Below are 14,498 nucleotides of genomic sequence, written 5' to 3' on the forward strand. Positions count from 1 at the left end.
GTGAGACAGAATTAATTACACAATGTCATTGCATTAGCGCAGAGTGGCGTTAGCCATATGAAACGAAGTGAAATGAAGCAATTCCAAGGGTTGTGATTGCTTCCCTTCGCTCGCAATGACTGTAAATATTTTTGTCCAATTACTTATGGTAGGTTGGGTTGTTCGCTTTAGCGTTGCGGAGCAATCGGAACGTTCACGAAGTCTGGGGTATCCCGGCGAACTGCTTGCAGCAGCGCTTCGCTATCGCCTGAGGCATCAGCCATAACCCAACATGATCAAGGATTTGGTTGGGTTTTGCTCAACCCAACCTACATTTCCTGAACCAACAAGTATTGCTGTCTGATATTATTAATAATCGCATCACCATTCCCTAGTATATTTTAACAGTTATCTAGTTCAGAGATTGTGCAAATTCCCCACTTTCCCGAAGCTAATCACCCATTGGTGAAGTCGCTATTTCATCACAGTGATCAAGAACTACTGAGTCTATTTCAGCGATATCCAGATTATGGCAAGTATTTTACGGTGATTTTTTGCCGTTATAGTCCCATAGTTTACACCTTAATTCGGCATTCGGCGCGATCGCCTGTGCAAGCTGATTATTTATTTGCTCTCATCTGGCGAAATATCTATTATGAATTAGGAGGACTGGACTTAAACCAAGCAGCCACAGAAACGGAATCCTTAACCTTACAAAATTGGTTAATTAACATCACCGCATTCCATATTAACGAGATTAAGCTTCCACCCACAGAAGCCATTCATTATTCCCTCAAGGATACATCCCCACCATTATGGTGCTATGTAGAACAGGCATTAGATCAACTACCACCAATATCACGATTAATCGTCTTAATGGCGCAAACCTTCCACTGGAGTGAAACCAGAATTGCTGCGTATTTGCAAGCTGAAGGAGAACAAATTTCCCCTTCGGAAGTCGCAATTTCTCTCCAAGAAGGTTATGAGATGCTAGAAGATAAATTACCTGCTGATATTCGGGCTATTTACTTAGGTGAAGCTGGGATTTAATCCTAACTTTAGCTATAATAATCACAGTCGCCCATTTACGGTACAGAACCACAGCAAAAATCACTTTTGTTAGTTATCGGCTTGCTCAGATAAAAATTGTCTTATACCATTTACTTACAGCCAGAATTTCACGGTTAGATATTGTCAGTAACCCAGCCCTAAAGGGACTGGGCTTGCAAGAGTAATCAAGCAAGCCGTACTGACCATACCACCCTGAGTTTACTCTCATGGTAGCCGTTATTTGAGTCACGACACCCACCGAATGCGTAGCCAGTTCCCTGCTCTGTCGCTTGTGATTAAACAGTTCTAAGGTAACAGGAACAGTGTTGCAAGCTCAAGCAAGCTCTTATAACAGGTCAAGGCTAACATTACCCCAGAAATGGGAGTTGGTTTCCAGATTCCAATCAAAAATCTGGTTTCAATTTTAATATCCACAGCGGTTAAAACCGCTCGTGTCGTTTCCCTTTCAGGGAGCCAAGCCACGCTCGTTTCCCACTTACCGGGTATTCTTATGAAACAGCGGCATTTACTATCAGGAAATCCGATTAATATCAGCAATTTATCAAAATTGACTTTTTATATGGTAACACTCACCTGTTTATTGACTACCACAGGTGTAAAAGCAATTGATATTACCCAACAAATTCATCGTCCTTTAAATAATCCCGCTGGTAAATCATCACGAAATGTAGCTGATAAATTACTCAGACAAGGTAGACAGCAATTATCCCAGGGATTTCCCCAAAAAACCCTAAAATTATCCTTAGCAGCTTTGGAAATTTACCACTCATTAGGTGATTTAAAAGCCCAGGGTTTAACTTATGATTTATTAGCTAATACCTATCTGCAATTAAATGATATCAATAATGCTGAAGATGCCATTCGCCGACAGTTAGCGATCGCCCGTGATAATCAAGATTTTCAAAATCAAATTTTTGCCCTAAATAATCTAGCTACCTTATTTCTCCAAAAAGGCGAAAATATCGCCGCCCAAGAAACTCTTGAAGATGCTTTAGTAGTGGCTCGTAATATTATTAGCCCAGAAGGACAAGGACTATCTTTAAGTAATTTAAGCTTGGTTGCTTTCCGCATAGGTGATTATCATAAAGCCGTGAAAATTGGCGAATATGCCTTAACTTTTCGCCGCCAGATTGGTGATACTATTGGTGAAGCTAATACCCTAAATAATCTTGGTGATGCTTATTTAGCTATGGGCGATTATCAAAAGACTATTGGTAGTTATAGTTTGGCAATGCAGTTAGCTGAAAAAAGTTTTGAACGTCCCAATCAATTACGAGCAATTGATGGTTTAGTCACAGCCAATACTGCATTAGGTCGTTACGATTTAGCTTTGAAACTGTTAGACAATCGGGTTAAACTAACTGATTCTATTAACAATCCCGCAGAAGATCTAAAATATTTATTTGTCTCTGGAGAAATTTATGAGAAAATGGGCAACTTTACCAAAGCTAAGGATTTATATACACAAGCTATTTCCATAGCCCAGAAATTAGAAGATAGTAAACAAGAAAGTTTATTAGTCTATAAACTTAATGAATTAAAAAACCGTTAATAACAAAATACCAGATCCCCGACTTCTTTGAGAAGTCGGGGATCTAATGCGGAATGTGGGTTAAAATGCCCGAAACCAATACTGCATATTTGCTTGATCCTGTCAATACGTAAGTCCTAGAAAAATGTGTTAATATAGCCAGGACGGAGATAGAAAACTATACAAACTGAAAATTCACCCAATCAGATGATGAATTAAATAAATCAAATGATTATCATAAATTTTCAGCTATAAAAGATTCTTGCCAACTTCTATTCCTAACCATTTTTGATCATGACTTTTTACATTGAAATTCCCTTAATTGGCAAAAAAGTTAAATATCCATGGCGGTGGTTAATGGGTTTAATTGCCGGTGGTTTCTTAATTGTAGGAACAATAGCCACAATCAAAACCATTCAGCAAAGAAATAAACCCCTAGATATTAGTAAATTAACTGTTCCTGTAGAAGCAAAAAGCGTAACTGTCCGCATTACCGCTAGTGGCAAAGTTCAACCAGTTCAAAGTGTGAATATTAGTCCTAAAAGTCCAGGATTGTTAGCAGAGTTAAATGTTGAACAGGGAGATACTGTCAAACAAGGACAAATAGTTGCCCGCATGGATAATTCGGAAATTAAAATGCGAATTCTCCAATACAAAGCTAATTTAGACCAAGCAAAAGCACAATTAGCAGATAGCGAAGCCGGCAGTCGTCCCGAAGAAATTGCCCAAGGAAAAGCCCGTGTAGACCAAGCACAGGCACAATTGGCGATTATTCGAGATGGTAATCGGTTACAAGAAATTCAACAAGCACAGGCTCAAGTTGACTCGGCAAAAGCTTCTGTAGCACTGACCCAATCTAGAGTCAAACGTTATCAAGATTTAGCTAAAGATGGGGCTATTTCCCAAGACAGTTTAGAACAATATGTGAGTGAAAATAGTAAAGCTAAGGCTAATTTAGAAGAAGCACAACGCCGATTATCTTTACTAAAAGTGGGCAACCGCAACCAAGATATTCAAAAGCAAGCAGCAATAGTTAATCAAGAAAAAGAAGGATTACGAAAATTAAAAAATGGTAATCGTCCTCAAGAAATTACTAAACTAAAAGCAGCAGTAGCTAGTGCTGAGGCTCAGTTAAAACAACAGCAAGTTCAATTAGAAGATACAATTATTCGCGCTCCTTTTTCGGGAATTGTAACTCAACGATACGCGATAGTGGGGGCTTATGTGAGTCCGGCAATTTCCGCTTCAGATGATGCTTCGGCAACATCTACTTCCATAGTTGCTTTAGCTAAAGGTTTAGAAGTGCTGGCTAAAGTTCCTGAAGTGGATATTCCCCAAATTAAACGGGGACAAAAAGTGGAAATTGCCATTGATGCTTATCCTGATGAAGTTTTTCAGGGACGAGTCCGGTTGATTGCTCCCGAAGCGGTAGTTGAGCAAAATGTCACATCTTTTCAGGTGCGGGTGGCTATTGATAAGGCAGCAAATAAACTGCGTTCGGGAATGAATGTTAGTGAAGTAACATTTATTGGTAAGAATATCCAAAATGCGCTGTTAATACCTCAAGAGTTAATTGTTACTCAAAAGGGAAAAACTGGCGTGTGGTTATTGGGTGAAAAAAATAAACCCCAATTTAAGTTAGTCACAATTGGTGCAAATATTGATAACCAAATCCAGGTTTTAGAAGGCTTAAAAGCGGGCGATCGCATATTTATTGATCTACCTAAAACCAAGGGCAAAGGAAATAAAGAACCAGAAAAGTAAAATCATAATTAAATAAAAATATGGACATTTTAGAAAGTGTGAAAATGGCGACTACTACCTTATTAGCTAATAAGTTGCGAAGTAGTTTAACCATGTTAGGGATTATTATTGGTAATGCTTCGGTAATTGCCATGATTGGCATTGGAGAAGGCGCACAAACATTGGCAACTAAGCAATTTTCATCATTGGGGCCAAATACCTTATTTATTATCCCTGGGAGTCCAGGAAGCCGGGGAAGGGTGACAGCAATGCCCAGAACTTTAGTTTTACAAGATGCTAAGGCGATCGCTAAACAAGTGCGTGCAGTTAAAGAAGTTGCCCCAGAAATTAATAACAGAAGCACAATCACTTATAGAAATAAAAGTACAACTAGTACAGTGATCGGCACTACTCCTAATTATACAACAGTTCGTAGTTTTGAAATCAAAGAAGGCAGATTTTTTAATGACTTTGATCTTAAACGGAATAAAAGAGTAGCAGTATTAGCTCCAGATTTAGCCACTAAACTATTTGATAATCAAAATCCTGTTGGTCAAAAAATCCGCATTCAAAATACTACTTTTCAGGTAATTGGCTTAACAGTAGCTAAAGGTTCTTCCTTTGGCAATAATAGTGATGATGCAGTTTTTATTCCTATTAATACCATGTTTAGTCGGTTAGTAGGGAGAACATCCCCCTTTGGTATTAATGTTTCTTTAATTTCTGTATCTGCTCAAGATGAAAATAGCATCTCCGCCGCAGAATTCCAAATGACAAACTTACTCCGTCGTCGGCACAAAATTGTTCGTGAAGATGATTTTACCATTCAAACCCAAAAGAACCTTTTAGAAATCACGAATACAATTACCGGAGCATTGACAATCATGTTGGCTGCAATTGCTAGTATTTCCTTATTTGTGGGTGGGATTGGGATTATGAATATTATGTTAGTTTCTGTCACCGAACGTACCCAAGAAATTGGACTGCGGAAAGCTATTGGTGCAACTCAACAGGACATTCTTTTGCAATTCATGATTGAAGCCGTGATATTATCAGTAGCCGGTGGTGTAATCGGCATTGCTTTAGGCGGTGGTAGCATCATTTTAGTGGGAATATTTACCCCCCTACAGGCTACAATTTCACCAAGTGCAGTCATATTAGCCGCTAGTGTTTCTGGTGGAATTGGTTTATTTTTTGGTGTCGTTCCTGCCCGTCGTGCGGCTCAACTTGATCCAATGGTAGCACTGAGAACGGCTTGACACTCTCAGCCGCTAAAGCCACTGAGCTTTACACTTACCGGATATTCCTGTAAAGAATAATTTATTTTGTGGCTTACTCTAAGTACAAATTTAGGTTAGATTGCATAGTTAGGGGTTGCTGAAAAAATTGCAAAATTTAAACCTGCTGCTGATAGGAATTTAACTATTTTGCGTAATTCCCCACCCTCAATGTACTCATAGGGTGGGGATGTAATGTAAGCAAGTCAAAAATGAAACGTTCAAAAAATGTTTTTTACTGCAAGTAAAAGAATTTTGAGGACAGTTGAGTTTTTGACAAAATATTAAGTTGTCGGCGAATTTACAATGCTAGTATAGCATAAGTTAAGAAAGTGAATGAGAGGTAATTATCAATGGCGTTACGTAGAGCGACTTTCAGACTATATCCTAATAAGCAAGTCAATGAAATGTTGCACTACCACCGCAAACTTCATAAAGATTTGTACAATGCTGCTGTATCCAACCGCATTACTTCATACAAGAAGTTTGGTAAATCTGTTTCTTACTTCGAGCAGCAGAATTGTTTACAAAAGAAGGGAACTCTTAACTGGGAACTCTTAACTGGGAGCAAATAAGAAACACTCATTTGCACCAGTTTAAAGCTCAGTCAAAAAAAGGATGTTTTTAAAAGATGCGTAGCACGAAAAAAACAGTGTCATTATTTCAATCTCATGTTTTTAAACATGAGTTTTTCCTGTTCACTGTTGCCCGTTCCCTGTTCCCTCTGAATGATGGGGATGTAGAAACCCCATCTTCAACGAAGTAAGATGGGGTAGTTCATATATGGCAAAATAGATCGTAATAACACAACCAATTTTCATGTAAAGAACTCAAATAGTAGGAAATACTAAATGCAAATATTGCAAAAAGTACAGGAGCTACCGTAGTAAATTCTAACTTGCCTTTTTTTAATATTTCTAAGCAAGAGATAATGATAACTACAGGCCATAAAATAGTAGTAATAATGACCATGACAAAAGATAGAAATTTATCCGCTGGAGAAGATGTAGGGTTACGGAGAGAAAAGGTTAACCAATTGATAAGAAAATAGCCAGTCATTAAGACATAGCTAATAACTAAAGCTGACTGGATTTGATTCACTACACCTACTCCTTCAATGATTTAATTTCTTAAAAAAATAGCTATTTCAGATACATTTTAAGTGAATGCTAAAAATAAATTAACAAGCAATCATACTTGATTCAAATCTGAATTTTGAAGCATGGTAGCTACAGCATAATTCAGGAGTCACCGAGTCAGGAGTAAAACTGGCTTGCTGTCTGGCTTTGAATTTAGATCCTGTACCTCATTAATCTGTGATATGCTGTATACTTATTGATATTAATTAGCTAGTTCCACACTGATATAGCATAGATATGAGAAAAGTGCCAAATAGAATGCAGCATTTAATACTCTCAAATATGAACTCCCTTAAAATAATTTGAAGTTGGCGTAGTATGTTGGGATTCAGGAGAAAGAAGCAAGAAGCAAGAATCATGTATACCTGAGAAGATAATAACTTGCGTTTTTACATCCATATATTACCTTGAAGCAAAAGCTCAATTTATTCCCTTGTGGAGTATAATTCATGTTGATTTAATATCAGGACTTACGCAAAATATTCCTCAAACCCTCATTTCTGTTCTCTGTGCCTGGAGTGGTATGTCTATAGCTCCTGCGTCGCTACGCAAGCTATCAACACCTACGCTATCAGGAGGTAGGGGCGCAGGGACTGCGTCCATTCAGGAGTATGGCTAATGCCACGCTACGCTATCAGCAAACCATCACTAAAATTAATAACATTGACAGGTTTACAATCACTTTTTTGTCAATTTGTCAATAGGAAATTTTGGCGATCGCTCAAATTAGATCATTTCTTTAAAGATGTGAAAAAAAGAAAATAATTGAAATATATGGCAGCAGCATATTCACCGCCTTCATAATCTCAAAAAATGATTTGTGGAAATTTTTGCTCAATCAGCATAGTTATTGGATCATCTTTTTTGTGGAGTTCTCTAAGCAAAAACTCAATTTATTCCCTTGCGGAGTATAGAACTGCAAAAAGTGCTTAATTTTTGATGGTGTCAACATTGAATATTCCCAAAACCATTGATTTATATATTGGGAATTTGCAGATGGTAATTTGCAGAAGTCCGATAACTATAACCGATAGCAGCATCTTTTTGAATGTGTTGTTTAATACTATCAAAATCTATAAATTCATCAGCCACATCAATAAGATGATTTCTAGACCGCGCTTCACTGTCGCTAGTAGTTGTTTGCAAACCAATTACTTCTACTCTAGCGCCTACATTACTAACTGCATGAACAGCATAGGCCAAATCTCCATCTCCACTAACTAAGACAGCGGTATCATAATAAGGTGCTAAAGTAATCATATCAACGGCAATTTCGACATTCAGATTTGGTTTTTTGTAATTATCTACAACTACACTCATATCTTTAGTAACTACACGATAGCCGTTACGACGCATCCACAAAAGAAATCCCTGTTGTTTTTCATTGCCACTGTCCATTCCTGTGTAAAAGAAAGCACGTAGTAATCGAGAAGTTTTCGTTAAACGACAAAGCAATTTAACATAATCAATTTCAATTCCCAGTTGTAATGCGGCATGAAATAGATTTAATCCATCAATAAAAATTGCTACCCGACCACGATTGTCATCCTCATTAAAGCCAGTATTATTAGCTGGATTAGGTTCTTTAGGCTTAATATTGCCCTTGGTTGCGGAACCTTGCCAATGAGGTTTTTCTTTAAGTTCTTTATATTCGTTTGTTTTCTTGCTAAAATTTTCAAACTGCATTGATACCTCTAAATATTAAAGTGGGGATGTTGTTGTAGGTAAATTGATAATAGCTAAATTTTAACTAATTTCTTGATACTGCCTTGGTTGAATTAATACCTATAAGCTAGATTTTAGCCAATTTCTTCTAGGTGAATATGATATTTGTCCGTCTACCTGCATATACTTTACACAATATGCACACCTTTAGGCGAAATTCACTATTTATATCCAGAAATTGTCCTTGAGTTTTGTTGGTAAAATCTACTCTGTGCGCCTAAAAGCAAGGATTGTTAAATCAAACTTAATTGTTATTGGTAAATGGAGAGAGAGGGATTCGAACCCTCGTATACATTTCTGCATAACAGACTTTCCAGGTCTGCGCCTTCAACCACTCGGCCATCTCTCCAGTTGTCTCGCTTTGCAATCCTACAACAGAATTAAAAAAAAGGCAACCTTTTCAGAAAAAAGATTTTTTATGGCTAGTAGTTCGTCAAATTTATTTTGACGGGTAATGAAAACTTCTGTTCTTCCCTCCCCTACATCCCCTACCCCCTACATCCCCCCTACATCCCCCCCTACATCCCCTACCCCCCTACATCCCCTACCCCCCTACATCCCCTACCCCCCTACATCCCCCTACATCCCCTACTTACCTTCACCCGTCATTTCCGGGTTGACAGACCACTAGGGCTACGCTGGTCTATCACCACTTCCTGACCTGAAAATACGAAGTTTTCCAACAATCTTCTTATAATTAGGTGTGAAACTCCAAATCCGCAAATCTGAAAATTAAGATGGTTCAAACCCACAAAATTAAAGTTTACAATCGCCAAACTGGGACATCACATACTCTGGAAGTTCCTGAAGACCGTTATATTTTACACACGGCTGAACATAACGGAACGGAACTCCCCTTTTCTTGTCGGAATGGGGCTTGTACAACTTGCGCTGTCAGAGTTATATCAGGAGAAATTCACCAACCGGAAGCCATTGGCCTGTCTCCAGATTTACGCCGTCAAGGTTACGCTTTATTATGCGTAAGTTATGCTCGTTCTGATTTGGAAGTGGAAACACAAGATGAAGATGAGGTTTATGAACTTCAGTTTGGGCGGTTTTTTGGTAAGGGCAAAGTTAAAGCAGGTTTACCCTTAGATGAGGACTAATATTTTTTGTGTGTTTAGGTTAATGAATTTGATGGCGAGGATGACTGCTGTAGTGGTCAATCTTCGCGTTTTTGTGCCAAAAATAATTATATTGGCTAGTTTTTCACTTTTGGTGAGTTGTCAAAGCCAAAACAACTCTTCAATAACTCCCACTAGTGTCAAGGTAGCACGGGTTGTGAGTGGACAAAGTTTGGAAGTATTGGGAATGGAGTCACAACCGAATTTAATTTCCCCGGTGCGGTTAATTGGTTTAGATGCACCTGATATCCGCCAAATTCCTTGGGGTGAGGATGCTAAACAATTTGTTGAAAGTTTGATTGGCGGTGCAAATCAGGCTGTTAATCTGGAATTTGACTTAGAAGCTAAGGATAAATTTAACCGAACCTTGGCTTATGTATGGAAAGATAAACTGTTGTTAAATGAAGAAGTCGTCAAACAAGGATATGCTTTATTTGTAGCGCGATCGCCTAATCACAAATACAACCAACGACTAGAACACGCTCAACAATGGGCGAGAATCATGGGAAAAGGCATCTGGAATACAGATAAACCCATGCGAGTGACTCCTGGAGAATTTCGTCGTCTCTCTCCTTAGGGACTTCCAATCAAAAAAATACCCAAAAATTTCTTGTGGTGCGGGACGAATTGCCCGCTAATCATCAAGGACGGGCAGGACTTGTGCTGAGCTTGTCGTTCGCGTAGCGTGGCGTTAGCCATAGTATGCCCATCCCACAAAATTGGGTAATTTATTTTTTGGTGTTCCCTTAAATGTAAGAGTATAACGACCAACAACGGACAACTGACCACTGACAACTAACAAATATGCAAATTTTTCTAGATATTGCTACAGAAGCAGCTTTAGCCGCAGGTGTAGTTTTACAAGATTATTTAGGTAAATTAGAAAACGTAATCACCGAAAAAGGTCGTCCTGGTGATTTAGTTACCGCTGCTGATAAAGCTTCTGAACAGGTAATTTTAGAAGTATTGCGTCGTCATTTTCCCCAGCATTCCATCCTCGCTGAAGAGTCGGGAAAACTGGGGAACCAAGATAATGAATTTCTCTGGGCTATTGACCCTCTCGATGGTACGACTAATTACGCCCATCAATACCCCTGTTTCGCTGTTTCCATTGGGTTGCTAATTCACGGTGTCCCCAAGGTAGGGGTAATTTATGACCCTTTTCGTGATGAATTATTTCGGGCTGCTGCTGGCTTAGGTGCAACTCGTAACCGTCGCCCTATTCAGGTTTCCCAAACAGCGGAATTAGGTAAAAGCTTGTTAGTTAGTGGATTTGCTTATGATCGCAGGGAAACTGCTGACAACAATTATGCAGAGTTTTGTCATCTTACCCATCTTACCCAAGGTGTCAGACGTGATGGTGCAGCAGCCTTGGATTTAGCTTATGTAGCCTGTGGGAGAGTTGATGGTTATTGGGAAAGGGGAATTGCACCTTGGGATGTTGTGGCTGGAATAATATTGGTTCAGGAAGCGGGAGGTAACGTCACTGCCTATGATGGAACTCCGATAAACATTCAGTCGGGGAGAATTCTGGCCACTAACGGTCATATTCACAAAAAACTTAGTCAGGAATTGATGCAAGTTCCCCGTTTATCTAGTTGGACATAAGTTTTCTCAGTAGGTTGGCGTTAAAAATTGTCGTTATGGCAAGGCAAGAGGCAAGAGGCAAGAGGCAATAGGTTTTGATGGATTTTACTTTTTTGCATCTGGCGAAATTAAATATCCGTTACTTGTAAATCTTCTCCATAAGTAAGGCTTGCTGAATAAGTTGTCTGTGAGGGCAGGGAACAGGGAACTCTTACAGCAAATTGTCATCAAACCCGGAACAAGTTCAAAGCCTCTCCAATTATAAAAGCTGCTCCTTTTCCCTCCCTTGTAGGGGAGGGTCAGGGAGGGGTGCGGGGAGAGGTTTGGAGAGGGGTTTCATATTTGGTTAAACTATGAACCGTTTTCAGTATCCCTATTCCCTATTCCCTGTTCCCTATTCCCTATTCCCTGTTCCCTATTCCCTGTTCCCTGTTCCCTGTTCCCTATTCCCTATTCCCTATTCCCTATTCCCTGTTCCCTATTCCCTGTTCCCTGTTCCCTCTCTCAACAAGTTACTTGTTTTACATACAACGTCTCTATGATCATCCCCAAATAAAATTTATTTCTTAGCCCACTAGCAAAATTAGAGATTTTCACCTATTATGATAGAAAGCGTAAAAAATTGTAAACTAGATTGACAATCTGGTTAGATTTGTGTAAGTGAATAATATTCGCCTGCCACAAACGCATAAAATCCGTACTTATAAAACATTTTGGAGATTTGCTCTCATGACCATCGCAGTTGGACGCGCCCCCAGTAGAGGGTGGTTTGACGTATTAGACGACTGGCTAAAGCGCGATCGCTTTGTATTCGTAGGTTGGTCAGGAATATTACTATTCCCCTGTGCCTTCCTCGCATTAGGCGGTTGGCTAACCGGTACAACCTTCGTCACCTCCTGGTACACCCACGGACTAGCATCTTCTTACTTAGAAGGAGCTAACTTTTTAACAGTAGCAGTATCCACACCAGCCAACAGCATGGGACACTCCCTGTTGTTCCTGTGGGGACCTGAAGCTCAAGGTGACTTCACCCGTTGGATTCAACTCGGTGGTTTGTGGCCTTTCGTCGCCCTACATGGCGCATTCGGTTTGATTGGCTTCATGTTACGCCAATTTGAAGTAGCCCGTCTTGTCGGTCTTCGTCCTTATAATGCTCTTGCTTTCTCCGGTCCTATCGCCGTATTCGTCAGTGTGTTCCTGATGTATCCTTTAGGACAATCTAGCTGGTTCTTTGCACCTAGCTTTGGAGTAGCCGCAATTTTCCGTTTCCTCTTATTCCTCCAAGGTTTCCACAACTGGACACTTAACCCCTTCCACATGATGGGTGTAGCGGGAATCTTAGGTGGAGCTTTACTTTGTGCCATTCACGGTGCCACAGTAGAAAACACCCTATTTGAAGACGGTGAAGGTTCAAACACTTTCCGCGCCTTCAACCCCACCCAAGCTGAAGAAACCTACTCCATGGTGACAGCAAACCGTTTCTGGTCACAGATTTTCGGAGTTGCTTTCTCCAACAAACGTTGGTTACACTTCTTCATGTTGTTTGTACCAGTTACAGGCTTGTGGATGAGTTCCATTGGGATCGTTGGTTTAGCATTAAACCTGCGAGCTTATGACTTCGTTTCCCAAGAATTACGGGCAGCAGAAGACCCAGAGTTTGAAACTTTCTATACCAAAAATATTTTGTTGAATGAGGGTATCCGCGCTTGGATGGCTCCTCAAGATCAACCCCACGAACAGTTTGTATTCCCAGAAGAAGTATTACCACGTGGTAACGCTCTCTAACTCTGGAATTTACCCTGAATTTATCTTTGTTAGTTAGCCCTCACCTCATTGGTGAGGGTTTTTTTGTGGCAGAAATTGAAATCAGGGTATTGCAAATTTTCGCAGTTGTGTTATAGTAGTCTCAGGTTACAAACCCAAAGCATTTTGCTTTGCCCCTTTTGAAACTAAGACCATTTAGGCAACAAGGAGGTGATGCCCATGATAGAAAGTAGTATACGCATGGGTCATCAAGTTGCAGTTAGCCGGCTGTGCGCCGGGGCTGTTCTCTAAAAGTTAGCTTTAGTTCTCTTGAGATACTAAGTTAGCTCAACTAACTAGGCTTAACATCGGAGTTCCCTCCGGCAGTCTGGTTGCAACTTGAAGACCCGCTAGACCGCCCTGACTTAGATTATCTAATCTAAATCAGGGCGGATAGTTTTTAAGGGTTTTAAACTGTTCAGCAATTTCTACCCATAACTAGCCTTATGTTACGGAACGTCCATATAATTAACTTAGTCAAGCAAGGGAGTTAATGATATGGAAAACCAAGAAGTGACTATTTCAATAGGTGATGCTGCTAAAGAGCTTTGTGTGTCAGTAAAAACTGTTCGTAGATGGGCTGATGCTGGTAAATTGCGATTTGAACGCAGTCCATCAGGGCATAGAAGATTTTTTCTTACAGATATTAAACGAATTACACCGCGAGATTTTAATCAGTTAGAAGACCGCATAACTATCAATTATGCCCGCGTTTCTAGCCATGACCAAAAAGATGATTTATCTAGGCAGATAAAGGTTTTAGAAGCTTTTAGCGGAAGTAATGGTTGGCAGTTTGAGACTATATCTGACTTAGGTAGTGGTTTAAATTACAATAAAAAAGGTCTTCAAAAACTACTGAAACGGATTATGCAAGGTGATGTAGGTAGATTAGTCCTGACTCATAAGGATAGACTTCTCCGGTTTGGTTCTGAGATTGTATTTGCAATGTGCGAAGAATTTGAAACTGAAGTTGTCATTATCAATAAATCAATCGAAGAAACCACTTTTGAACAAGAATTAGTAACAGACATGATTGAACTCATTACTGTTTTTTCAGCAAGACTGTATGGTTCGCGAAGTCACAAGAACAAAAAACTACTGGACAACGTGTCCAAAGTTGTCCAAGAATCTATCCAAAACAGTTGACAGTGGATAGATATGGGTATATACTAAAGAAGTATCAATAAATATTGTCAAGTCGAAAACAATGCTTCATTTTAAGCTCGACAGACCACTATAAGTAGGTTGGCGTTGAAAATTGTCGTTATAAGTAGTGAAACAGAATTAATTACACAATGTCATTGCGTTAGCGCAGCGTGGCGTTAACCATATATAACGCAGTGAAATGAAGCAATTCCAAGGGTTGTGATTGCTTCCCTTCGCTCGCAATGACTATAAATATTTTTGTCCAATTACTTAGCAAGGCAAGAGGCAAGAGTAAAGAAGTTTTCAGCGATTTTCATCTCATTCCCAGTCTCTGGCTGGGAATGAATTCTAGAAGGCTCTGCCTTCAATGATA

Annotated in this window: 11 protein-coding genes, 1 tRNA gene and 1 pseudogene; 11 read left to right on the forward strand and 2 right to left on the reverse strand. The window is 39.6% G+C overall.

Translation table 11 applies throughout. The annotated features are described in order from the left end of the window. Positions 1-405: 405 nt before the first annotated feature. From NG743_RS15695 to NG743_RS15720, 6 genes and pseudogenes are all read left to right on the forward strand, one after another. Entirely contained in the window at positions 406-1,029 is a 624-nt protein-coding gene (locus tag NG743_RS15695) for a hypothetical protein (protein ID WP_027403647.1), read from the forward strand. Positions 1,030-1,540: 511 nt separating this feature from the next. Further along, positions 1,541-2,602, forward strand: a complete 1,062-nt coding sequence (locus NG743_RS15700; protein WP_027403648.1) for a tetratricopeptide repeat protein — start codon at positions 1,541-1,543, stop codon at positions 2,600-2,602. Positions 2,603-2,875: 273 nt separating this feature from the next. Beyond that, positions 2,876-4,345: an efflux RND transporter periplasmic adaptor subunit gene (locus tag NG743_RS15705; RefSeq protein ID WP_193962665.1), complete on the forward strand. Its 1,470-nt coding sequence runs from the start codon at positions 2,876-2,878 to the stop codon at positions 4,343-4,345. 20 nt (positions 4,346-4,365) lie between these two features. Further along, positions 4,366-5,583 carry an ABC transporter permease gene (locus NG743_RS15710; RefSeq protein WP_257120407.1) on the forward strand — a complete coding sequence of 406 codons (1,218 nt, stop codon included), beginning with the start codon at positions 4,366-4,368 and terminating at the stop codon, positions 5,581-5,583. A gap of 371 nt (positions 5,584-5,954) precedes the next feature. After that, positions 5,955-6,128, forward strand: a pseudogene (locus tag NG743_RS15715) (helix-turn-helix domain-containing protein); the annotation flags it as partial. 1,230 nt (positions 6,129-7,358) lie between these two features. After that, a complete protein-coding gene (locus NG743_RS15720; protein WP_193963533.1) occupies positions 7,359-7,505 on the forward strand; it encodes a hypothetical protein in 147 nt (48 codons plus the stop codon). Positions 7,506-7,715: 210 nt separating this feature from the next. On the opposite strand, the gene NG743_RS15725 is transcribed toward NG743_RS15720, so the two are convergent. Then, complete coding sequence (locus NG743_RS15725) at positions 7,716-8,426, reverse strand: LabA-like NYN domain-containing protein (protein WP_027403652.1); 711 nt, start codon at positions 8,424-8,426, stop codon at positions 7,716-7,718. 301 nt (positions 8,427-8,727) lie between these two features. Next, positions 8,728-8,814, reverse strand: a tRNA-Ser gene (locus NG743_RS15730). A 388-nt stretch (positions 8,815-9,202) separates the two neighbouring features. Here NG743_RS15730 and NG743_RS15735 point away from each other — a divergent pair. From NG743_RS15735 to NG743_RS15755, 5 genes are all read left to right on the forward strand, one after another. Then, positions 9,203-9,571, forward strand: coding sequence for a 2Fe-2S iron-sulfur cluster-binding protein (locus NG743_RS15735; protein ID WP_027403653.1), 369 nt, complete (start codon positions 9,203-9,205; stop codon positions 9,569-9,571). Between the two features lie 31 nt (positions 9,572-9,602). Further along, positions 9,603-10,166 carry a thermonuclease family protein gene (locus NG743_RS15740; protein WP_228044053.1) on the forward strand — a complete coding sequence of 188 codons (564 nt, stop codon included), beginning with the start codon at positions 9,603-9,605 and terminating at the stop codon, positions 10,164-10,166. 227 nt (positions 10,167-10,393) lie between these two features. Next, positions 10,394-11,197: an inositol monophosphatase family protein gene (locus tag NG743_RS15745; protein WP_027403655.1), complete on the forward strand. Its 804-nt coding sequence runs from the start codon at positions 10,394-10,396 to the stop codon at positions 11,195-11,197. A gap of 708 nt (positions 11,198-11,905) precedes the next feature. After that, positions 11,906-12,961, forward strand: a complete 1,056-nt coding sequence (gene psbD / locus NG743_RS15750; protein WP_015080309.1) for a photosystem II D2 protein (photosystem q(a) protein) — start codon at positions 11,906-11,908, stop codon at positions 12,959-12,961. Positions 12,962-13,477: 516 nt separating this feature from the next. Further along, on the forward strand, positions 13,478-14,125 hold the full coding sequence (locus tag NG743_RS15755) for an IS607 family transposase (protein WP_027403656.1): 648 nt from the start codon (positions 13,478-13,480) through the stop codon (positions 14,123-14,125). The last annotated feature ends 373 nt before the right edge of the window (positions 14,126-14,498 follow it).

It is taken from the genome of Dolichospermum heterosporum TAC447 (assembly GCF_024584745.1).
Classification (GTDB): Bacteria; Cyanobacteriota; Cyanobacteriia; order Cyanobacteriales; family Nostocaceae; genus Dolichospermum; species Dolichospermum heterosporum.